The organism is Nostoc sp. 'Peltigera membranacea cyanobiont' 213, from assembly GCF_002245975.1.
GTDB lineage: Bacteria > Cyanobacteriota > Cyanobacteriia > Cyanobacteriales > Nostocaceae > Nostoc.
Genome location: NZ_NOLI01000042.1, coordinates 21941 through 41812, shown reverse-complemented (window position 1 = coordinate 41812; position 19872 = coordinate 21941). Strand labels below are relative to the sequence as shown.

The following is a 19872-nucleotide window of genomic DNA, read 5'->3' as shown; positions in this document are numbered from 1 at the left end:
AACAAACCTTGCAACTTTTACAGTATTTATGCTATTGTCTCCTGCCCTAGCTGCATACTAGCTTAAGTCCCAAATGTGCGATCGCCTGCATCTCCTAATCCTGGTACGATATATCCCTTATTGTTAAGTTTCTCGTCAATGGTAGCGGTGTAAACTATTAAACCTGGATAAGCAACACTTAGTTTTTGCAAAGCTGGTGGAGCCGCCACTACGCAAACAATCCGGGTCAGGGAAGGATCAGCACCCCGTTGTGTCAATTCTGCCATTGTAGCCATAATTGACCCTCCAGTTGCCAACATTGGATCGGTAATTAGCACTCGTGTTTGGGGGTCAAATTTTTCTGGCAACTTGTTTAGATAACAATGAGGTTGCAGTGTTTCTTCATCTCGCGCCAAGCCAAGATGGTAAATCGATGCTAAAGGTAATAAAGTCTGCGCTCCCTCAAGTAATCCTAGTCCAGCCCGCAGAATCGGTACTACTGCTACTGGTATCTGCGGATCGATCACCGTTGCTGGACAGGTATCTAAAGGAGTCTGTACGGCTGTTTCTTGGGTTGGCAGCCAGTCTCGCGCCGCTTCATAAGTCAGCCATCTTCCCAACTCAGTCATGGCGCTGCGAAATAAAACTGAAGGTGTGCCTGCATCACGGGCGACTGCCAGCCAGTGTTTGATCAGGGGATGGGGTGGAACATAAACCCGCAATTGTAGCGTCATAGCCAGAAATAGGCGACTCTTTATTGTACAAGAACTGAAACACCATAATACTCTTTCCTGCATCCGGCTGACAGCTAAAATTAATCATCTCGATTTTATTGATAAAATTTTTCATTAGTAGTTGACATCTATTCTCAATCAAGGCTATATTATTATTCAGTGTTCTCCTCTCTTTTAAGGATCGGCAGACGGGATTAGCCAGCAGTAGCAGGTTCGTCCCTCTTTTTTTTTGATTGGTCATTAGTCATTTGTTCTTTGTCATTAGTCATTAGTCATTGGTCGTTAGTTAAATTAAATTTAAATTTAAATTAAATATTGATTGACTCTAGACAAAGGACAAATACTTCTCTACGAGAGGCTAAACGTTAGCGGAGCTTTGGCTTTAGCGATACGCTCAGTACAAATGACAAAGGACAAATGACTAATGACAAATGATGCGATCGTAATTGGGTCTGGTATTGGTGGATTAGTAACTGCGACTCAGTTAGCGGCTAAGGGAGCGAAAGTGCTGGTACTGGAACGTTATTTGATTCCAGGTGGTAGCGCTGGTTATTTTGAACGCCAAGGCTATCGATTCGATGTTGGTGCATCAATGATTTTTGGGCTGGGACAGAACGGTACTACTAACTTACTCACCCGCGCTTTGTCAGCCGTGAATGTCAGCCAAGAAGCGATCGCAGATCCGGTACAGATTCACTATCATTTACCCCAAGGTTTAGACCTGAAGGTTGACCGGGTTTATGAAAAATTTTTGCAAAATCTTATTGCTCATTTTCGCCATGAAGAACAGGGAATTCGTCGCTTTTATGACGAATGCCAAAAAGTATTCAAGTGCCTCAACAGCATGGATTTACTGTCGCTGGAGGAACCTCGGTATTTACTGCGGGTATTTTTTCAGCATCCTTTGGCGTGTCTCGGTTTAGTTAAGTATCTGCCCCAAAATGCCGGGGATTTTGCCAGACGCTACATCAAAGATCCCCAATTATTGAAATTTATCGATATGGAATGTTATTGCTGGTCGGTGGTTCCAGCAGATATGACACCAATGATCAATGCTGGGATGGTCTTTTCTGACAGGCATTATGGCGGAGTTAACTATCCTAAAGGTGGGGTGGGACAAATTGCCCAAAGACTGGTGGAAGGTCTAGAGAAAGCTGGGGGTAAAATTCAGTACCAAGCTAGAGTCACGAAAATTCTTACAGAACAGGGAAAAGCGGTAGGCGTGCAACTGGCAAATGGTAAAGTATATCGGGGTAAACGCATAGTTTCTAATGCCACACGCTGGGATACCTTTGAGCAATTACTACCAGCAGAAGCAATGCCACATAATGAGAAATTTTGGCAACAGAATTATCAAAAATCTCCCAGCTTTTTGAGTTTGCATATCGGGGTAAAAGAGTCAGTTTTACCTGCGGGCACAGAGTGCCATCATATTTTGCTAGAAGATTGGGAAAAAATGACAGCAGTGGAAGGGACAATTTTTGTTTCGATTCCCACATTGCTCGATCCAGATTTAGCACCAGATGGATATCACATTATTCATGCCTTCACACCTCACTGGATTGATGATTGGCAAAAACTTTCTCCGAGTGAGTACGAAGCGAAGAAAGAAGAGGCGGCTGGCCGAATTCTTGACCGCCTAGAGAAGATTTTTCCCGGTTTAGATGCTGGATTGGATTATCTAGAGGTAGGCACACCCCGCACTCATCGCCGCTTTTTGGGTCGTCAGGATGGCACTTATGGGCCAATTCCCCGGCGCAAGTTGCGGGGATTATTGAAGATGCCCTTTAATCGCACAGGTATTCCAGGACTTTATTGTGTCGGGGATAGTACCTTTCCAGGTCAAGGGTTGAATGCAGTAGCTTTTTCTGGGTTTGCTTGCGCCCACCGGATTGCTGTAGATTTAGGATTTTAGTGTGTATTCTGTCGCCAATCAGGGACTTGCAAATAAAAAATATCCCAAAACTGACGCAAAAATCCTTTCTATTTCTCCTCTCTCTGTGTTCTCTGTGCCTCTGTGGTAGCCTGCGGCAAGCCGCTTTGCGTCTACGTTTATTTGGATAATTTATTTCTTGGAAATCCCCAAAGTGAATAAATCAACGTATGAAGATATTTCCAACTGTCGCCGTGATTGGTTTTGGAAGTTAGCACACGACTCGATCGATTGTACAACCGCTAATAATGAAACTGATGCTACAGACTACCATACAAAATTTCCATAAATTTTATTTATTAATATTGTAAACCTTCATAAGTGTACTTAGTTTCTACCACATACTATGAAACTTTATTTACCATCATTCGGCTAATCCAGTATGGAAATAATTCAAAATATAGCTGGGTGTAAATTCACTCCTTTACCCGAATTACTTGGAGTTTACCGAAAAAACACTTAGTTTAACTAAGTGTTACATAATACTTTATATTAAGAAATACTAGTTAAATTAAACACTTGTAACCGATGTTTTTTCATATAAGTCAATAATTTACGAAGTTTTTGATATGTGTGCTTTAATGGTGGACGGCTTTTGTTCGTTCATGAATCTTCATCACACACAACGCTCACTCATGCTCCTCACACACAAAGAAAATATTTTAAAACTAAGCTGGCTTTTACCCAGCTTCTTCAGCTTGTTCCTGTTTGGCTCCAGTGTCAAAGCTGCTGCGATCGCTAATTGGCATTTTGATAGCAATCGCAATCATCTGGATTTCACCACAGATGAGAATGTTCAACCCAAAGTACAATTACTTACCAATCCTACCCGTCTGGTAATTGATTTACCTGGAGTTAAACTAGGATATCCACAGACTAGTCAAAGAGTGGGGTTAGTAATTAAAGACATTAGCATCCGGCAGTTTAACGCAGATACTACCCGTATGGTAGTTACCTTAGCACCCAATTACACCTTCGATCTAGCACAGGTGAAACTGCAAGAGGAATCTGCCAATCATTGGTCAGTGCAGTTACCCAAGCCGATACAATTGACTGCAACCCAGCCAAACATTTTAGAAATAACACCGACTCAACCGAGTATTTCTCCAACAGTGAGTGATAATAGCACTCTGTTTGCTGGCGTGGTTCCCATGCATTCACCGATGAAAGGGCTGGAACCGCAGATTAAAGCCTTGATGAATCGCTACAACTTCCTGAAAACAGGAATGTTTTTTTTGGATTTGGATACTGGGGATTATCTGGATGTTGGAGGCGATCGCGTTTTCCCAGCTGCTAGTACAATCAAACTGCCAATTCTCATTGCCTTTTTCCAAGATTTAGATGCTGGTAAAGTCACCCTTCAAGAAAACCTGACTATGCGGGGTGACTTAGTAACCAATGGTTCTGGAACTATGCAGTATGAGCGAGTTGGCAAGAAGTATACAGCTTTGGAAACCATCACTAAGATGATTACCATCAGTGACAATACCGCCACCAACATGATTATCGATCGCTTAGGTGGAGTGGCGAAACTAAATCAGCGCTTCCGTAACTGGGGACTGAAAGACACCGTAATTCGGCATCTTTTGGCTGATTTGAGAGGAACCAACACCACAAGTTCTCAAGATATGGCGCGGGTGCTGGCTTTAGTTGTGAATAACAAGCTAGTTTCTCCACAGAGTCGGGAGCAAGCTTTAGATATTCTGCGTCACACCACAATTCACACACTGCTTCCCGCCGGTTTAGGAAAAGGTGCAGTCATCGCCAATAAAACCGGAGATATCGGTTTTCTCATTGGCGATGCGGGATTTGTGACTATGCCAAATGGCAAGCGTTACCTGGCGGCTATCTTCGTCACCCGTCCTTATAAGGACACTAGGGGAAGAGACTTTATCCGTCAAGTTTCCCAGCTTGTTTACAATTACCTGAACCAAGTGAACCCGGTTGCTGCGGTTGATTCGCCTAATAGTGCTACGAGATAGTAATGGGCGGTTAGAAACCGCGTCTACAGAAACAAAACCCACCTCCGTGGGTTAAAAAACCTTAATTTTCCCTTAGTCCGCGGAGGCGGACTTTGCCTGTATAGCCGCGAATTCTATTCGCCCAATGCACAACTGTGTGCCCCTACAGTAATTAGATAATTTTAATTTTACTTGCGGCTCTAGTAGCTTTTTCTCTAGCCTCTTGGACATTCACACCCTTAGCCAAAGCTACGCCCATTCGCCGATATGGATGAGCATTAGGTTTACCAAATAATCTAATATCTACATCTTTTTCTGACAAAGCATCAGCTACACCTGTAAAACCAATAGAATCAGATTTTTCTGAGGCTAAAATTACCGCACTAGCTGATGCTCCTAACTGCTCTATATGAGGAATTGGCAAATCTAAAATTGCTCTTAAATGTAGTTCAAATTCATTGAGATTTTGTGAGATTAATGTCACCATTCCCGTATCGTGGGGTCTGGGAGAAAGTTCGGAAAAAATCACTTCATCCTTGGTAATGAAAAATTCAACACCAAAAATTCCGGCTCCTCCTAAAGCATCAGTGACTTTTATCGCTATTTCTTGAGCTTTTAATATCTTTTCTTCAGAAATTTCTGCGGGTTGCCACGATTCTTGATAATCTCCTCTTTCTTGGCGATGACCAATAGGAGAACAGAAAATTGTCGGCGCATTCCACTGTTTAATTGTCAATAAAGTTATTTCAATTTCAAAGTTAATAAATTCTTCTACGATCGCCTTTTGACTGTCACCTCTAGAATTAGCGATCGCATAATTCCAAGCTTTCTCAACTTCACTCTTATCCTGGACTACAGACTGACCTTTCCCAGAGGATGACATCACAGGTTTAACAACATTAGGAAAGCCAATTTTATCTGAAGCTGCAATCAATTCTTCTAGAGTTGTTGCATAACCATAAGTAGCCGTTCTGATGCCCAATTGTTGATGCGCCAGTTCCCGAATTCTGTCGCGGTTCATTGTATAGTTAGTAGCAGCCGCAGTTGGTATAACTATAATCCCTCGCTGTTCAAATTCGATCAGTTTTTCTGTTCTGATTGCTTCAATTTCTGGTATAATAATATTTGGCTGATGTTTTGTCACTACAGCTTCTAAATCATCGGCACTGAGCATAGAAATCACTTCATAAGCATCAGCAACCTGCATCGCTGGAGCATTTGCGTAGCGGTCAACGGCAATCACATAATTACCAAGACGTTGAGCCGCGATCGCAAATTCCTTACCTAGTTCTCCTGAACCCAGCAGCATCAATTTTTGAGGCAACTTAATACTCATTAGTTTATCCAGTTCAATCTTAATCCAATAATCTTATAATTTTTTGTGTTTTAATTATCGCCTTCTCAAGAATTAAATCTAGCTCCGCGCAGTTCTAAATCTTGACGTTGTAGCTGAGTTAAACCAGCACCTACGCCAAAGTGACACTTATCTACTAGAGTCTCCAACCAAATAGTCTCATTCAAAGTTGCACCTTGTAAATCTGCATTTCTCAAATCAGCTTTCATTAAATTTGCGAATAATAGGTCTGCATTAACTAAACTACTACCTTGCAGATTTGCTCCAGACAAATCTCCTCGGATAAAGTTTACTCCATCTAAAATTAAACCAGATAAATCTGCTCCTATTAGATTAGGAAACTTTAGCTGACTTGGATATTTAAAAAACCTCATCATACAGATAATATTTGCTTCATTTAGACGGATTTTAGTTAAAAAATCATAACGAGCGATGCCCAGTTGCTTAAGAATTTGTAGACGCTGTGGGGAACCTTGTTCTAAAAACTCGATGGCTGTATGGCGTAGGTCTTGAGTTGGATTTAGCATGATTGTCAGATTGTCGCTATCCTTATGCTAGTTAAAAGTTTAACCTTAATACAAGAACCCCGATTTCTTTGAGAAATCGGGGTTCTAATGGATAATTTATTACCTAGCGTCCTGCTAACAATGCTTTCGTAGCAGATTCGCCTACTAATCTTACCTGCCTTGTTAACTTGAAATTCAACAACGCTAAAACACTCAACTGAGCGAGGAATGCCATAAAAATTGTTGTTGCACTAGCGTATTCTATAGCTACCCAAGGAAAAGTTGAAAATAACCAGACAGTAGGATATGCCGATGAGGAGATACCGAGAAGTCCTAGAATCAGCGATGGTAGAAACATCGCTGTACCTAAAGTTCCAATTGCCCAGAAAGAACGTTTAGGAGTTTTTAGCAAAAGTATCAATTGGGCGATGGTAGCATAAATCAACATTAAGCTCACAGATAAAGCCAGGGCTAAAAGTAATTTAAACTTGTCAAAATTGTCACCCGCCCAGTGACTATGGACTGTATCAATAACAGATGTGAGTGAAATCCAGACTATCCAAGGGATACTAACAATTGCCAGATTAATAGCGATCGCCACGATTGCAGGGCTTTTTTCAGCAAAAATTAGATCCTGCCAAACACTCTTGCGACTAGAAAATTCCTGATGTCGATATCTTGCCCAATCTTGTACGGCTTGACGGTGAGGGGAAAGAATCGCAATAAAACTAAAAAGCGATATGAAATTGTATACTCCCACCAAGGTCAAACTTTGCTCAATTTGTTCATCGACATTGGTAATTTGTTCCCAATTTTGTAAGATAAATCCCCACATCATCATCTGGGAAAAAGCTATAAATAAATAACTCTGTCCCTTATTGATCGTTGAGGCTTGAGGATTACGGAAGCAACGTTTAAGAGCTTGGAAAATACCGTAAATACACAATCCAAAATTCAATAGATGGAAGCCAATAAGACTAACAAAACTTCTTCCTAATGGTAAATAGAAAAACTCTAAGTTTTTCAGGGGAGAACCATTATTTAAATGTAAAAAGTTAGGAAAGAGATAATTCGTTGTCTCCACAGGGTTAAACAGTGTAAACCAAGCAACTGAATTGTTTGAATTGTAGCTATAAGATGGTGCCATTAAGATTGGCATCATTAAGAAAATGAAAACTGCACCACTACCTATCCAAGGCTGAAAACCGCCAAACTTATTACTAACCAAACCAAAAAGCAGTGCAGCACTGGAGAAGAAAATACAGCTTGCAGCAAGAATAGCGTAGTAACTCAAAATGGAAGTAAAAGCAATTTGGGCAGAATAACCAGCCCATAAATGTAAAGGAACTGAAACTAGGATTACGAGATAAATTAAACTCGGTACTCCTAGCAATTTGCCAGTCAATATATTTGTTTCTGATTGGGGACTGAGACGGATAAAATTCAGCGTCCCGCGAGTTTCTTCTTTGGCTAAATCATTGATTATTAAATAAGTTCCTGCAACTAATAGTGTAAATACAAAAATTACACTAAACGTCAGAAATATATATTCCCAGTGATCTCGCCACCACAACTGCCAATCGATTTCGTTTTGCGGACAAATATTATTTACGATTAAATTATTGTACTCAGCAATTCTAGATTGATCTGATTGCTGTAAAGCCTGATTTTGTCGCTGTTGATATGATTGACTCAAACGACAGTATGTATCGGTTAGCCAGTATTTATCATCAGGGAACTCGCGGAACTGATATAAAAAAACTACCAGTTGCAATAATAAGGATGCTGCAACTGCGATCGCAATATTAAAAAATTTCAGCCGTCCTTTGAGTTCCCGCAAGAGTTGCGGATTCCAATCGCCGATTTTGTCTATTAAATTGGGCATCATAGGAAAACAATCTCCAAAAATGGGGAGTGATATTTATTGACGAATTAAGATGCTTGTTTGTGACCTAATTTTAAGAAAATAGTTTCTAAGTCTTCTTGAGTGCAGTGAAAATCAGTCAGGGGAATCCCTGCTTTGATTAGCGATCGCAACAACTCAGCACTATCTTCTTCTTTACCGGAAAAATTCACCCGGATGCTATTTTTTCCTGATATCACCTCCCACTCTTCTACTAAATGATGATGTTTCAGTTCCCTTAAAAGTGTCTCTAGGTTCCCCAGAGTTGATATCACAATTTGCTGGTGGGAAAGACGTTGATAAAGGTGTTGTAACGAGGTACTTTCTACCAAGAACCCAAGTTCCATAATTCCTACAGATGTACATAATTCAGCTAAATCGCTGAGAACATGGGAGGAAATAATTACAGTCATCCCAGCTTCTTGCAAAGCCTTGATGACTTCACGGAAGTGCATCCTAGCGATGGGGTCAAGCCCAGAAACCGGCTCATCTAGTAGTAGTAAAATCGGTTCGTGGATAATGGTTCGCGCTAAACTTAAGCGCTGTTTCATCCCCCGCGACAGAGTAGAAATCTGACTGTGGCGTTTATTACCAAGTTGGATTAGTTCTAAAACTTCATGTAGGCGTTGAGTGCGACGTGGTTCTCGCAAGCGATAGAGACGCGCAAAATAATCTAGATAGTCCCAGACTGTAAGATCCTCATATAACGGGTAGTCATCGGGTAAGTAGCCTAGACGACCCTTAAGTTTGGGATTACTCTTGTCACGGAGGAGGCGATCGCCATTAATATAAATCTCACCCGTAGTTGGTTCCTCAGCAGTTGCCAACATCCGAATGAGAGTTGTTTTCCCCGCGCCATTGGGCCCAATCAGTCCATATACTTCCCCCGCCTGGATTTCTAAATCAACATCATTGACAGCAACGTGCCGGTCAAATTGCTTAGTGAGTCCACGGGTGCAAATTGCTAATTCTTTTACCATCGCTGCTGGGGTGCGGCTTGTGATTAACACTTAACGTAACCTCTTTCTATAGCTTTTGTCAGGCTTGTTTCAGAAATTGAAACTGACTCTCAGGAAATTGGCTACATAAAAAAGTAGGTAAGGCATATACCTTAACTACTTATTAATTCTTATTCCGCTATTGATGAAATCTTTGCAAATTAAGCCTTGACTTTTTGCTTTAGTGTCAAGTTATTTCTGATAGTGGTGGGATGACATTATTAATTCCATTACCAGATGAACCGCTAACTGCATAACGGTATTCGGGAATCGGATATCCAGCTTCGCTAAAGGTTTCACGGATAGCTTTATTCGTATCGAAGTAAACCTGCCAGTAATATTCATTATTGCAATAAGGACGTACTGCTAGTACAGGCCCGGCAAAATTGAAAGTCTGAATTTCTACATCCGGTGCTGGATTTTGGAGGACATTAGGAATTTGGCTAATTTTCGCTTTTAAAAGTGCGATCGCTTCGTTATGTTTCACTTCATGATGAAGTTGAGCCACTAAATCAACGCGACGGTAAGGATTGGCAGAATAATTCTGGATATTGTCAGCAAAGATTTTATTATTGGCAACAATCGTCAATACGTTATCAGGTGTATTGATACTAGTTGTGAACAACCCAAGTTCGGTAACAGTGCCTGTGACACCTGCTGTTGTGATGAAATCACCAACTTTAAATGGTCGAAAAACGATTAAAAATGCTCCGGCTGCAAAGTTGGCCAATAGTCCCCCCCAGGCTGCACCAATTGCAATGCCGGCTCCTGCTAGCAATGCAGCAAAGGAAGTTGTTTCAACCCCAAAGAAGCCGAGAATTGCTACAACTAGAATAATTCTCAGCGTAACGCCAATGATATTCAGAAGATAGTTAATCAGTGTCGGATCGACGTGTTGGCTTCGGAAAGCACGTCGCGCTAGCTTCAATGCAAAATCAATCAAGCGTTGAGCAATCAGCCACAGAGCGATCGCCCCTAAAATTTTCAGCCCAAACAGAGTTAGAAGTTGACTAGCAACCAAACTAATTTGTTTTAAATCCATAATTTTTATGTCTGTGAATTATTAAACACAATAAACATACAATAAATTAAATAAAAATTTCCTATAAATAGTTTTTTTTAATTTTTGGAGTGCTATGCAGCAAATAACAAAGTGTTCTCGGAGGATGTCTGAACAGTTTTTTTGATTGCTCTACTTAAATTCGCTAACAGTGCCTTGTCTGTTTGCAGGTTGCTACGCATAGCTCTTGGCTTTAGATTTTAATTATGAATCATCATCTTTTAAGGGTGATTTAGGAATGGCTCATCAGCGGTAATTTTATCTGGAACGTCCAGCCTTTACCCTCATTACTCATCACATGAATGTGACCGCCGTGAGCTTGGACAATTTGTTGAGCGATCGCCAATGCTAACCCAAATCCGCCGCTTTCTCTTGCACGTTCTGTGTCAACCCGGTAAAAGCGATCGAAAATATAAGGTAAATCTGCCTCTGGAATTCCAATTCCAGTATCAATGACTAGAATTACAATAATGTATTGAAGTAATTTGATTTTTGAAAAAGATTACGAGATAATACGGATAAGATTAAAAGTATAAGAGCAGACAATGATAAAACAGCATCTACAAATGGTAACACTACCGAAAGGAGTGACAACTGCGATCGCTGAGTTACAGCTTCTTTAAAACTGCATTTGTTAATGTGCATTGTCAATTAAGTTCTAAAGCTGTGAAAGATTCTCGCCAAAATGCGACAGTCTACACATGGAAGTGAATTTAGAAGAAACGTTTCTCCTACGCCCTTTTGGTTGTAAAACAATTTCCCATTTGCCGACAGCATCAGAAGATAAGCAATAATCGAGTAAAATTCAGATTCAGGAATTGCTGCATGACTCACAAGGCACACGACACAGCCAATAAACACTTAAGCTCAGATACTAACGAACTCAAAGAGAAAAAAGTTTCTCGAAATCAAGTGATCGTGGCTCCATTACCAGACCCGATTGCAAAAAATATTGAAGCGATTATTTCACTTCATACCCAGTCAGTTCGAGAGATTCCCGCCCACCAGCAAATACTAGAAGCGATCGCTACATTCTTTGGGCGATCGACATTTATGTATAGTTTGCTAGTCGTGCTGGCTCTGTGGATTTTTGGCAGTTTTTTTGATGGCTTTTTGCCATTCAATCTACCCGCGTTTAGCTGGTCAAATCAAGGCTTAGACGCTGCTGCATTGGTAATTTCAACTGGAGTATTGGTGCGACAAACTCGCCAAGAAAACTTTGCCGAACAGAGGGCGCAACTGATGCTACAGCTTAACCTGCTCTCCGAGCAAAAAATTGCCAAGATTATTGCTCTATTAGAAGAACTCCGTACTGATTTGCCTAATGTGATAAATCGGCATGATTCGGAAGCGAAATTGATGCAGGAACCGGCTGACCCGATCGCGGTATTAGAAGCACTCCAGAAAAACTTAGCTGAAGAACTGTCATCTACAGAAGAAAACAATATGAGTTGATCGCAGTTTTTTAGTAGACTTTTTTCTATTTAGAATCCCCAGTGGAGTATAAAGGGGAAAATTAATCACTGAGGCAATATGAAATTTTTAGAATGGCTGTCGTCATTCCGTCCTCTATTCTCATCACTCATAAGCTACGGCGATGATATATTCGGGTATCCACACGGAAGAATATTAATAGCAGCGTCTACGTGTATAGGGTTAGCTTTTTACTTTGGACTGTTAAATCTCATTCTTCAAAGCTTCCTGAAATGAAATTCTCCCTGTATGACTACAGCGCTGGATGTGCATCCACGTTTTTTACTCTTCAGTATGGATTGCTGCCATCTGCTATTTTTTTGCTAGTTTATTTTGTGCTTAAATTTATCGTCAATCGGACATCTAGCAAACGCCAGCGAGTAGAGCAATTAGCAGAGGGAATGGCTAAAAGACAAGGGGAGAGACGCGATCGTAAATCTCACGGTAACTAGGACGAATCCTCTCTAGCTGCGATCGCGGTCATATTCTTGTTGGGTTTCATACTCGCGCTGAGACTGTTCTAGCTCTTCTACTCGTTTAAATAGCTGATCGCGTTGTGAGGTGCCGACGGTTTCTAACTCCTGGATTTTGATAGCCAATTGCTTAATCATCAAAAACAATACGTTTTTATCAAGATTCTGAAGCGTCTCACCGTCCACTAGCAGACTGTTCACAGTTTCACTCGCGGATGTAGTGCATTCTAGAAAATTACCAATAACCTTAAAATCCCAAGTTTCACCATCGGCATCTTGGGGACGAATGTAAAAGCTATACTGATTGTTTTCGTTTTTCTGAATTCTAAGACTAAAATCGATGGCTTTTCCATCGTGTAACTGAAAGTAATTTTCTAGTGTAAATCTATTTATCATGCTTAACCTTGAAAAGTTAATAGAAGAGTTAGAAAATTTTGGCGAATACTGGCTGACTCTGCCTTCAACTCTTATAGCCTATTACGATGATTTATATGGTTATCCCTGGGGGCGGATAAAGCTAATAGGAACACTGTGCTTAGGCTTTGCGTTTTACTTTGGGTTGTTCAGCCTAATTTTTGGTCTAGAATGAATCCCCAGATGATATACGAGACTGGAAGCAAGCTGGAAAAGCACCAAGTGTATGTAGCGACACTCAGAAAAAAAAATCGAGATGCTTGAAAAACAGAAAGCCGAAATTGACAAGGAACTAACCGAGCTACATAAACAATTAAGTGATAACGAGGATTACATTCCAGAAGAATGAATCCCCAGAGACTAGAATTTATCGTCGCGGATCTGAAACCCAGATTCTTTATGCAAGTAACCGGCAATCTGGGTTATCCAGTTGGCAAGACGGTTAAATTTATGTTCAATCGTCTTGTCAGCACTGTTAAGCCGATATTCGTAAATATTTTCTTTATCGGATTGGTACTGAGTTACTTGTACCTCTAATCTTCGCTCAACTAAGTCTAGTTTGCTGATTAAATTGTATTCAAGCAAAGAAATACGGGCATTAATATTTGCCTCAACTTGTGCCAATCTGTAAATTGATCCAATCAAAGCAAGCAGCCCAAGGACAATAGTTAAAGTATTATTTAAATCAATTTTCATCTGATGTATTTATGCACCCGCTTGCAATAGCGGCGCTGAAACTAGCCCAAGAATTTACCTGTTTCACCGCCTCTTGTTTTTGTTCTTCACTCACTTGTTATGCCCTCCCACATTCGTATTGTGATATCTGGTATCCATAGCTTTGGTACTATTTCGATACCACCGAGTTTGTCTTGTGCCTCAAGATTCACAATCTGGCTACCGATGTAAAGCCGCTTCCATTTTGAGTAGCTCCTAACTCCTGTATCTGGTATGTACAAGTAAGGTGCGAGATGTGCGATAAATCGACAATCCCATCCACCGATTTTACTCAACTCTACCGCGATGATATTGCTTGAAAAGTTGTGAACTACATCAATGTGTGGACGCTTTGGCACTCTCAGATCGTAGTATCTCCTCTCGAAGATTTTATTCCAGATGAGTGCCACTACAACAGTACAATTGTCTCACTTGCTGCTAACTTAACAACTTCCACTGCGGTGTTAGCAGCTTGTACGCTACCTTGTACAAATCGAGCATCAGTAAGAGTTTGAATGAAGTCAGCTTCTAATAAATCAGCATCCAAAGCAGTGGTTGTAAACGCTGTACCATCCCAATAGGCGGTAACAGTACCGCCATCATTTTTCTGAGCAATGATGTATCCGTTAGCCATTATTTTCTCTTGTTGTTGTTAATGAATGTGTGAATATTTGAGGGAATTATTGCCAAAAATTAGTATACATACTTGCGTCTACGCACTGCGGTTACTCGGATAATGTTTTGTCCGAGATACTTAGAAGCCTTGCCCTCAACGGCAATTGTGTCTGCCTTCTGGGGACTGCAAAGCACTACAGCCCGCCTCTCTGTTCCGCCCTTGGTGTAATAAAGAGCAATTGGAAAGCAACCATTGATTAGTGCTTCTGCTAGTCCACTACCAAGTAAGACCTTGCCTTCTGGCACTTCTCCGGTAGTACTCTCAGTCCAGCCCAGATTATCGGCAATGTCCTTAACTGAGTTCTTAACTGCCTTAGTTTTCACTACCCCATTAGTACCGACTGCAATGAAGTAAGTAGTTTTTGCCTTCGCCGTTGTTGCCATTACTGTATCTTCTTAAGTGTTCGTAGGGAACTAAAAACAATGTAACCCTTGCTGTCAGCACTTCCCAGTATTTGGAACCCTTAAGACATCCAGAAATTCGTGTGTAAATGAAAATGTGATGTTGGCAACGGCACTCCAGGGGGCGTATCCTATCATCAAAACACGAGACCGCCAAGCCTGCCGCTTACGTCGTATAACACGATTTCTTTATTCATCCCAGGTACTTCCACGACGACACTCCTGAAGAATACATTAGCAATCGGTCTGTATCTCTTTCCCTCCCGTTCCTTGCCATATACAAGCTTCTTAGGTGTCTTAGGTTGAGATGTCTTTTTTGGTTCGTGCTTTGAGAGATTACTCTCACTAAAAAGTACATCTTGTACCTCAAGGCATCTTTTAATAATATCTATGGCATCGTTTTCAGTAGTGCAGTAGACTTGCAGTCTGTAGCCTTTGGCGGTGTCTCTGTAGGCATAGATATCCTTCCCTTTCGTGAATTTCACTCCCTTGCCAGCAGTTACAAATTGCGCTTTTATCTTCGTTGCCAGTGTGTGAGCATTACTTGGGGTAAATGTTGCAGCAGTCTCGTTCATCAATCTGAAGCTTATCTCAGCGTCCACCTTTGTGTACCCTTTTGGCACACTTTCTGAATCTTGAGAGAAGTAAAGTTTTACAAGTGGGTGTCCGGCAACGGGTGCGTCAAAATTTTCTGTACTACCGTGAATTACCGCAAGGTTTTTTTTACTATATCCTAATAGATCAAAAAATAAATCATGCCTCATTTTACGCATAGAATCACTATCGTCATCCAACATCAAGCAAGCGGTGTGCAGGCTATCACGGGCACTATTCAGATTAGGTTCCCATCCTGGATCATGATCGGAGAAATATGAGCGTACAAGCTTATTGAATTGTAAATTGTACTGCCCTTGCAAGTGTTCCCACGGATTAAAGTTGTCAGGCAATGGCATATTCAATCATCTCCATCAAACAAATCAGCCAATGTTGTATCAATGGCTTGTGAGATACTTTTTCCTAAATCGAATTCATCTTTCTTGGGTTTATTTTCTTCTACTGCTATCCCTGATTTTTTGTCACTACCATCAGGGTTCTTGTCACCTTTAATTGCTGATTTAAATTCTTCATCGGCGCTTTGAATCTGTGCTTTAGCATCAACAATACTTACGGGAACTTGCACCACAGTTTCGATTGTTTGTGCGGCTGTTTGAGCGTTTTCAAGGGCTACTATTGCACGATTGTGGTAATTTGGTTGCGGGTTGAACCACTCATACGCTTTTTCACCTACTACTCCCCACTTCTTAAGCGCATTACCAATTTTTGATGTCTGCCCGCCTATCACTTCAAGGGCATTCATCATTACATTTTGTGCATTTTGTAAGGCATTAAAAACATTAATCGTTGCTTGATAAATTCGATTTGCTTTTGCCCATTCCTGGGTGAGTTGAGTGTAGTTAGCTTCTCCGATGGCTTCTTTTATAAGAAATTCTGTTGTTTTACCAAGAACAACATTAATGTCAAGCGGTGTTCCGTCCAGACCTTTGGGTAGTATCAACCCTAAAACTGTATTAATAATGCTTCCTAATGTCTGTCCAAGATTGTTGGTTAACATCAGGGCGTTGTGCAATGTGGTGGCAAATGTTAAAACTGCGAGGGCTTTCTCTACATAAGTATTTTGAGCGATATTCGTAATTAGACCAGATATTCCACCAGTAACAGAAGCACCAAGCTTGCTATTAATGATATTTAGTAACGCCAATTGTGCGGCGTTGCTGGCAGTATTCACAATATTAAAAATGCTTGTGCATAAAGCAAATATTGGCGCTAAGGCAGCAGTAATTTTAGCCCCAATTCCTGACATAAAACTTCTAGTTTGAGCGTGCTGAGAAATTATCAAAGCTCTCAAACCTGCTACGTCTGCTGGATTCACGTCAACACCGTTCCTTCCCGCTATACCGGGAACTCCTTGCGATCCTCTTTGTCCTCTTACGCCTGGAATACCTGGATTCCCCTGTCTGCCAGGTGCGCCAGGAATTTGAATAACAGTAGTTACCCCATTCAACCCGTTAACACCATTCCTGCCCGGCAAGCCCTGCAATCCTTGAAATCCTTGAAATCCACGCTCTCCTTGTCTTCCCGGCAGTCCTGGTATACCTTGCAATCCACGTAGTGACTTAATCCCCTGATAAAGTGCGATCGCAGTCAGTGCCGTAGTCAGTGCTACTCCTGCTTTACGAAGCGCTTGACCAGCAAGCTGTTTCGCCTGTTGTCCAATGCCTTCTGCTTCGGTAGCTTTTTTATATGCTGTGGTAGCGTTTTCATTGGCAGTCTTGGCATTACGAACAGCGCCATTGGCTGTAAGCTGCGCCTGTGAAGCTTTTCCACTCGCTGAAGCAGCAAGCACTTCCGCCCTTGTAGCCGTAATTTGTGCTGCACCACCAATTCTTGCTGCACCCTCTCCGATGAGGCGGGCATCAAATGCGAGCGATTTGACATCAACTATTGATGCTTCATTGCGACTAATGCGATTTTGCAATCCCAGTAATTTACCTAGGATGACCGATACACTATTACCGAGAAAATCCAGCCCACGCTCAACAGCATCAATCCGATCGCCGAGAATGCGTAAAGTCTCCAACTGTTCAATTATGGTGAAAAGTGTTCCGACGACCTGGAAAATTTCAAAAACTTTACCAGCTAATCTTCCAGTTGCAGCAAGAGCTTCAGAACTTATACCAACTGCTTTGGCGGCGCTGGCAACAGCGCCGCCTACAGCATTTTCTAGCCTCCCTATCGCTCTGCCAAACCCATCGACTTTTGCACCGATACCATTTATTAATCCGCGCAAGCCACCCACAGCGTTATTAGCCTCTAGCGCTTGATTCGCAGCAGTAGCAGCATTCCTTATGGCACCCGCGCTCTCTACTCTTGCCGAATTTGCGACGGTACGAATACCACCAATTTCACCACGTAAAGCTTCTTCTGCCGCTACTCTTGCACGCGCTTCTGCTAGTGACCTTGCTAGTGCATCGTTAGTAGCTCTCTCAGCAATCTTGGCAGTGTCGTATCCTTGCTTTGCTAATCCTTTTGCAATATCGACATCTGGCTTTAATCTATCTATTACAACAGCTATGCCACCTACCACAGCACTAGCAATACCGGGTTCTAGTACAGATTTAGTAGTGGCGATAATACCAGGCTTGGCACCGGCAATTACTGTTTGTGCGATAGATCGTACTTTTGCTTCGGTAATAAGTTTGGCATTAATGGCATTAATTTGCTGTTGCAACTTATCACAGCAATCGCACTTACTAGCACAATCAAGTGCTGATTTTAGATTACTAATTGTGCTAGAGGCGCTCATATATTAGCTACAATTCCTATTTTTTAATTGCCCTGAAAAACCCTCAATTTGCGCCCAATCACTGTTGCTAATGCACTTACCACCACAACCAGTTCCGCATACGTTCTCACAATCGGATATTGTGCTGTAAAGTCCGGGTGTTTTATACAGCGAATCTTTCACACAATTACCATTCAGGCAATCATATTTATCGGCAATGGCATCTGTGCAACATCCTGGGCAAAAAGTGCAACTTACTACCGTTACAGTGCCGGAGCGCTCTGATGCGTTACCTACGTTAAAACCTAGGTCATCGGATAAAAAGTACCCGCCGCCACAACCGCCACCGGTAGGCACATAGGATATACCTTCACTGCAAAGATAAGCGTCACCCGTAGCACCGTTACAAGCGATATAGGTGATGTAATAGCATTTTTTAGCCATTAATAATCGCCTGGGTTAATAGTCGAGCCAGTGTCAATTTTTGCTAGAGATAGTGTTTTTTGGTCTACCCTGTATTGGGTATTATCTGTACCTCTATTAACAAAAGAGGGGTATCCGGTACCAACTATTAGCGATTGGTCAATATTTGAATCGAAATTACTTTGAGTTAAATATGATTCGGCTTTCTTTACAATTGCTGTTAGATGCCCTTCAGCCGTTGCCGTGGTAGGAGTGGTTAACCCTGTTGAGGTTAATGATGAGTCTGGAATAAATAACCCAGGAGTACTGACAGTATCTCCATTTGCTAGTCGAGCTGCTCCGGTTCCAAAAATTTGAACAATTGTAGGTTCTGCCATACAAATAAATCGGATTTGATGAAGTGATAAATCCGTTGTATGGCTGATTGAAATTTATGTAAATGTTCCACTTTTATGTAAAACAAGAACATTCACTGAGGACGTGTAACCGTTGCAGTGAATAGGATTGAGTCGAATATTTCTAATAGTAAATATTAGGAATATTCCGGTTTAGCCTTGCTCAAGGGTTAAACCGGAATAGGCAGAAGTAGAAAATAATATGAAAAATAATCGAAATGGACAAGCCGCAGTTTTGACCGACGCGGATTATTCCAAAATTCGTAAGCAGATCCGCAGTCAAAAATATAAACTACTCTTGGATCTGGCTTGGTACACCGGAGAGCGCTGGGGGGCCCTCGTCAAGCTGAAACTGCTTGATGTCTACAACCTTGATGGTACACCCAGTGAGTATATCAACTTTCGCGCCAGGACTCGCAAGGCAACCCCCAACGGTAAACGACAAACGCGCCAAGTGCCGGTTCACGATACTTTGGCTGAATTGCTAGCAGCGTACAAGCCAGCGCCCGGATCGGCTTGGCTATTTCCATCCAGGGAAGCGGATAAACCTATGGGGCTTAGAGCGGCTGACCAAATTTTACGCACAGCTGTAGAAAGAGCCGGACTTTCAGCCAAAGGGATATCGACCCACTCCACCCGCCGGAGCTTTATTACTAGACTTGCAAAGCGGGGTGTAAGCTTGGCGACGATTAAAAAAGCCACTGGTCACACTGACTTGAAGGTGTTATCACGTTACATCGAGGTGAGTGACGAGGATGTCAAAAGCGCGATCGCTACTCTATGAACCATAGAATCCTATTCCTGCAAATTGAAATCTTCTTCGGCCGCTTACAGCAAGGGGAATACGATCATCCCCTATATTTGGCTATGGCATTGGAGAACCTGGCAAGTCAGGCATGGGATGAGGTTGACGAGCTATACCCGAATTTGTGACAAATAACATCAAGGCAGATAAGCTCAAACCAGTAGATGTTTATTCACAGAATAATGCAACAACTGCGATCGCACTTCGTAAGGTGGCGCGATCGCTTTTCATTAGTCATTAGTCATTAGTCATTAGTCATTAGTCATTGGTCATTGGGGATTGGGGAGCAGGGGTAATTGAAATTCAGACAAAAAAGCTGTATCCTGC

The 19872-nt window shown here is 41.7% G+C and carries 23 protein-coding genes and 1 pseudogene; 8 read left to right on the top strand and 16 right to left on the bottom strand.

From position 1 onward, the window contains the following. Positions 1 to 62: 62 nt before the first annotated feature. Positions 63 to 713 carry a uracil phosphoribosyltransferase gene (upp, locus tag CDG77_RS14065; protein ID WP_094329977.1) on the bottom strand — a complete coding sequence of 217 codons (651 nt, stop codon included), beginning with the start codon at positions 711 to 713 and terminating at the stop codon, positions 63 to 65. A 424-nt stretch (positions 714 to 1137) separates the two neighbouring features. On the opposite strand from upp, the gene crtH reads away from it, so the two are divergent. The 3 genes from crtH to CDG77_RS14055 all read left to right on the top strand — a co-directional run bounded on the left by crtH (position 1138) and on the right by CDG77_RS14055 (position 4628). After that, positions 1138 to 2628, top strand: coding sequence for a carotenoid isomerase (crtH, locus tag CDG77_RS14060; protein WP_094329976.1), 1491 nt, complete (start codon positions 1138 to 1140; stop codon positions 2626 to 2628). A gap of 172 nt (positions 2629 to 2800) precedes the next feature. After that, positions 2801 to 2935 carry a hypothetical protein gene (locus CDG77_RS38520; protein ID WP_262985156.1) on the top strand — a complete coding sequence of 45 codons (135 nt, stop codon included), beginning with the start codon at positions 2801 to 2803 and terminating at the stop codon, positions 2933 to 2935. 346 nt (positions 2936 to 3281) lie between these two features. Next, positions 3282 to 4628 (top strand): serine hydrolase, encoded by a 1347-nt coding sequence (locus CDG77_RS14055; RefSeq protein WP_181154543.1) that lies wholly within the window; start codon positions 3282 to 3284, stop codon positions 4626 to 4628. 151 nt (positions 4629 to 4779) lie between these two features. Here the strand turns inward: CDG77_RS14055 and purT are convergent, their stop codons facing one another. The 6 genes and pseudogenes from purT to CDG77_RS14025 all read right to left on the bottom strand — a co-directional run. Next, entirely contained in the window at positions 4780 to 5943 is a 1164-nt protein-coding gene (purT, locus tag CDG77_RS14050; RefSeq protein WP_094329974.1) for a formate-dependent phosphoribosylglycinamide formyltransferase, read from the bottom strand. A gap of 65 nt (positions 5944 to 6008) precedes the next feature. Then, positions 6009 to 6488: a pentapeptide repeat-containing protein gene (locus CDG77_RS14045; RefSeq protein ID WP_094329973.1), complete on the bottom strand. Its 480-nt coding sequence runs from the start codon at positions 6486 to 6488 to the stop codon at positions 6009 to 6011. A 103-nt stretch (positions 6489 to 6591) separates the two neighbouring features. Next, the gene (locus CDG77_RS14040) at positions 6592 to 8355 is read right to left on the bottom strand and encodes an ABC transporter permease subunit (protein WP_094329972.1); all 1764 of its coding nucleotides are present in this window, start codon (positions 8353 to 8355) and stop codon (positions 6592 to 6594) included. Positions 8356 to 8399: 44 nt separating this feature from the next. Next, positions 8400 to 9350 (bottom strand): ABC transporter ATP-binding protein, encoded by a 951-nt coding sequence (locus CDG77_RS14035; RefSeq protein WP_094329991.1) that lies wholly within the window; start codon positions 9348 to 9350, stop codon positions 8400 to 8402. 205 nt (positions 9351 to 9555) lie between these two features. After that, positions 9556 to 10410 carry a mechanosensitive ion channel family protein gene (locus CDG77_RS14030; RefSeq protein ID WP_094329971.1) on the bottom strand — a complete coding sequence of 285 codons (855 nt, stop codon included), beginning with the start codon at positions 10408 to 10410 and terminating at the stop codon, positions 9556 to 9558. A 250-nt stretch (positions 10411 to 10660) separates the two neighbouring features. Continuing rightward, positions 10661 to 10894 (bottom strand): annotated as a pseudogene (locus CDG77_RS14025) (sensor histidine kinase); the annotation flags it as partial. A 359-nt stretch (positions 10895 to 11253) separates the two neighbouring features. On the opposite strand from CDG77_RS14025, the gene CDG77_RS14020 reads away from it, so the two are divergent. Then, positions 11254 to 11883 carry a DUF1003 domain-containing protein gene (locus CDG77_RS14020; RefSeq protein ID WP_094329970.1) on the top strand — a complete coding sequence of 210 codons (630 nt, stop codon included), beginning with the start codon at positions 11254 to 11256 and terminating at the stop codon, positions 11881 to 11883. Between the two features lie 251 nt (positions 11884 to 12134). Continuing rightward, positions 12135 to 12353: a hypothetical protein gene (locus tag CDG77_RS35445; protein WP_143857027.1), complete on the top strand. Its 219-nt coding sequence runs from the start codon at positions 12135 to 12137 to the stop codon at positions 12351 to 12353. Between the two features lie 12 nt (positions 12354 to 12365). Here CDG77_RS35445 and CDG77_RS14015 read toward each other — a convergent pair whose 3' ends face one another. Continuing rightward, positions 12366 to 12770, bottom strand: coding sequence for a hypothetical protein (locus CDG77_RS14015; protein WP_094329969.1), 405 nt, complete (start codon positions 12768 to 12770; stop codon positions 12366 to 12368). On the opposite strand from CDG77_RS14015, the gene CDG77_RS14010 reads away from it, so the two are divergent. Further along, positions 12769 to 12963 (top strand): hypothetical protein, encoded by a 195-nt coding sequence (locus CDG77_RS14010; RefSeq protein WP_094329968.1) that lies wholly within the window; start codon positions 12769 to 12771, stop codon positions 12961 to 12963. The genes CDG77_RS14015 and CDG77_RS14010 overlap by 2 nt on opposite strands. Positions 12964 to 13148: 185 nt before the next feature. Here the strand turns inward: CDG77_RS14010 and CDG77_RS14005 are convergent, their stop codons facing one another. From CDG77_RS14005 to CDG77_RS13975, 8 genes are all read right to left on the bottom strand, one after another. After that, positions 13149 to 13484 carry a hypothetical protein gene (locus CDG77_RS14005; RefSeq protein WP_094329967.1) on the bottom strand — a complete coding sequence of 112 codons (336 nt, stop codon included), beginning with the start codon at positions 13482 to 13484 and terminating at the stop codon, positions 13149 to 13151. Between the two features lie 86 nt (positions 13485 to 13570). Further along, positions 13571 to 13861 carry a hypothetical protein gene (locus tag CDG77_RS14000; RefSeq protein WP_143857026.1) on the bottom strand — a complete coding sequence of 97 codons (291 nt, stop codon included), beginning with the start codon at positions 13859 to 13861 and terminating at the stop codon, positions 13571 to 13573. A gap of 50 nt (positions 13862 to 13911) precedes the next feature. Next, positions 13912 to 14136 carry a hypothetical protein gene (locus tag CDG77_RS13995; RefSeq protein WP_094329965.1) on the bottom strand — a complete coding sequence of 75 codons (225 nt, stop codon included), beginning with the start codon at positions 14134 to 14136 and terminating at the stop codon, positions 13912 to 13914. 59 nt (positions 14137 to 14195) lie between these two features. Beyond that, positions 14196 to 14561 carry a hypothetical protein gene (locus tag CDG77_RS13990; RefSeq protein ID WP_094329964.1) on the bottom strand — a complete coding sequence of 122 codons (366 nt, stop codon included), beginning with the start codon at positions 14559 to 14561 and terminating at the stop codon, positions 14196 to 14198. A 155-nt stretch (positions 14562 to 14716) separates the two neighbouring features. Continuing rightward, positions 14717 to 15532, bottom strand: a complete 816-nt coding sequence (locus CDG77_RS13985; RefSeq protein ID WP_094329963.1) for a hypothetical protein — start codon at positions 15530 to 15532, stop codon at positions 14717 to 14719. A gap of 2 nt (positions 15533 to 15534) precedes the next feature. Continuing rightward, positions 15535 to 17943: a collagen-like triple helix repeat-containing protein gene (locus CDG77_RS13980; protein WP_094329962.1), complete on the bottom strand. Its 2409-nt coding sequence runs from the start codon at positions 17941 to 17943 to the stop codon at positions 15535 to 15537. A gap of 3 nt (positions 17944 to 17946) precedes the next feature. Then, positions 17947 to 18366, bottom strand: a complete 420-nt coding sequence (locus tag CDG77_RS35440) for a hypothetical protein (RefSeq protein WP_143857025.1) — start codon at positions 18364 to 18366, stop codon at positions 17947 to 17949. Then, the gene (locus tag CDG77_RS13975; RefSeq protein ID WP_094329961.1) at positions 18366 to 18722 is read right to left on the bottom strand and encodes a hypothetical protein; all 357 of its coding nucleotides are present in this window, start codon (positions 18720 to 18722) and stop codon (positions 18366 to 18368) included. Before CDG77_RS13975 ends, CDG77_RS35440 begins: the two co-directional genes overlap by 1 nt. 220 nt (positions 18723 to 18942) lie before the next feature. Here CDG77_RS13975 and CDG77_RS13970 point away from each other — a divergent pair, with 220 nt between their 5' ends. Next, positions 18943 to 19524 (top strand): tyrosine-type recombinase/integrase, encoded by a 582-nt coding sequence (locus CDG77_RS13970; RefSeq protein ID WP_094329960.1) that lies wholly within the window; start codon positions 18943 to 18945, stop codon positions 19522 to 19524. After that, on the top strand, positions 19521 to 19673 hold the full coding sequence (locus tag CDG77_RS36505) for a hypothetical protein (protein WP_190233976.1): 153 nt from the start codon (positions 19521 to 19523) through the stop codon (positions 19671 to 19673). Before CDG77_RS13970 ends, CDG77_RS36505 begins: the two co-directional genes overlap by 4 nt. Positions 19674 to 19872: the final 199 nt, after the last annotated feature.

Coding starts and splice junctions, on each gene's coding strand:
- CDG77_RS13975 (WP_094329961.1), bottom strand. CDS start 18,722: ATGGCAGAACCTACAATTGTTCAAATTTTTGGAACCGGAGCAGCTCGA.
- CDG77_RS14010 (WP_094329968.1), top strand. CDS start 12,769: ATGCTTAACCTTGAAAAGTTAATAGAAGAGTTAGAAAATTTTGGCGAA.
- purT (WP_094329974.1), bottom strand. CDS start 5,943: ATGAGTATTAAGTTGCCTCAAAAATTGATGCTGCTGGGTTCAGGAGAA.
- CDG77_RS14030 (WP_094329971.1), bottom strand. CDS start 10,410: ATGGATTTAAAACAAATTAGTTTGGTTGCTAGTCAACTTCTAACTCTG.
- CDG77_RS14045 (WP_094329973.1), bottom strand. CDS start 6,488: ATGCTAAATCCAACTCAAGACCTACGCCATACAGCCATCGAGTTTTTA.
- CDG77_RS36505 (WP_190233976.1), top strand. CDS start 19,521: ATGAACCATAGAATCCTATTCCTGCAAATTGAAATCTTCTTCGGCCGC.
- crtH (WP_094329976.1), top strand. CDS start 1,138: ATGACAAATGATGCGATCGTAATTGGGTCTGGTATTGGTGGATTAGTA.
- CDG77_RS13985 (WP_094329963.1), bottom strand. CDS start 15,532: ATGCCATTGCCTGACAACTTTAATCCGTGGGAACACTTGCAAGGGCAG.
- CDG77_RS14015 (WP_094329969.1), bottom strand. CDS start 12,770: ATGATAAATAGATTTACACTAGAAAATTACTTTCAGTTACACGATGGA.
- CDG77_RS13995 (WP_094329965.1), bottom strand. CDS start 14,136: ATGGCTAACGGATACATCATTGCTCAGAAAAATGATGGCGGTACTGTT.
- CDG77_RS14040 (WP_094329972.1), bottom strand. CDS start 8,355: ATGATGCCCAATTTAATAGACAAAATCGGCGATTGGAATCCGCAACTC.
- CDG77_RS14055 (WP_181154543.1), top strand. CDS start 3,282: ATGCTCCTCACACACAAAGAAAATATTTTAAAACTAAGCTGGCTTTTA.
- CDG77_RS13970 (WP_094329960.1), top strand. CDS start 18,943: ATGAAAAATAATCGAAATGGACAAGCCGCAGTTTTGACCGACGCGGAT.
- CDG77_RS13980 (WP_094329962.1), bottom strand. CDS start 17,943: ATGAGCGCCTCTAGCACAATTAGTAATCTAAAATCAGCACTTGATTGT.
- CDG77_RS14020 (WP_094329970.1), top strand. CDS start 11,254: ATGACTCACAAGGCACACGACACAGCCAATAAACACTTAAGCTCAGAT.
- CDG77_RS35445 (WP_143857027.1), top strand. CDS start 12,135: ATGAAATTCTCCCTGTATGACTACAGCGCTGGATGTGCATCCACGTTT.
- CDG77_RS14005 (WP_094329967.1), bottom strand. CDS start 13,484: ATGAAAATTGATTTAAATAATACTTTAACTATTGTCCTTGGGCTGCTT.
- upp (WP_094329977.1), bottom strand. CDS start 713: ATGACGCTACAATTGCGGGTTTATGTTCCACCCCATCCCCTGATCAAA.
- CDG77_RS13990 (WP_094329964.1), bottom strand. CDS start 14,561: ATGGCAACAACGGCGAAGGCAAAAACTACTTACTTCATTGCAGTCGGT.
- CDG77_RS35440 (WP_143857025.1), bottom strand. CDS start 18,366: ATGGCTAAAAAATGCTATTACATCACCTATATCGCTTGTAACGGTGCT.
- CDG77_RS14035 (WP_094329991.1), bottom strand. CDS start 9,350: ATGGTAAAAGAATTAGCAATTTGCACCCGTGGACTCACTAAGCAATTT.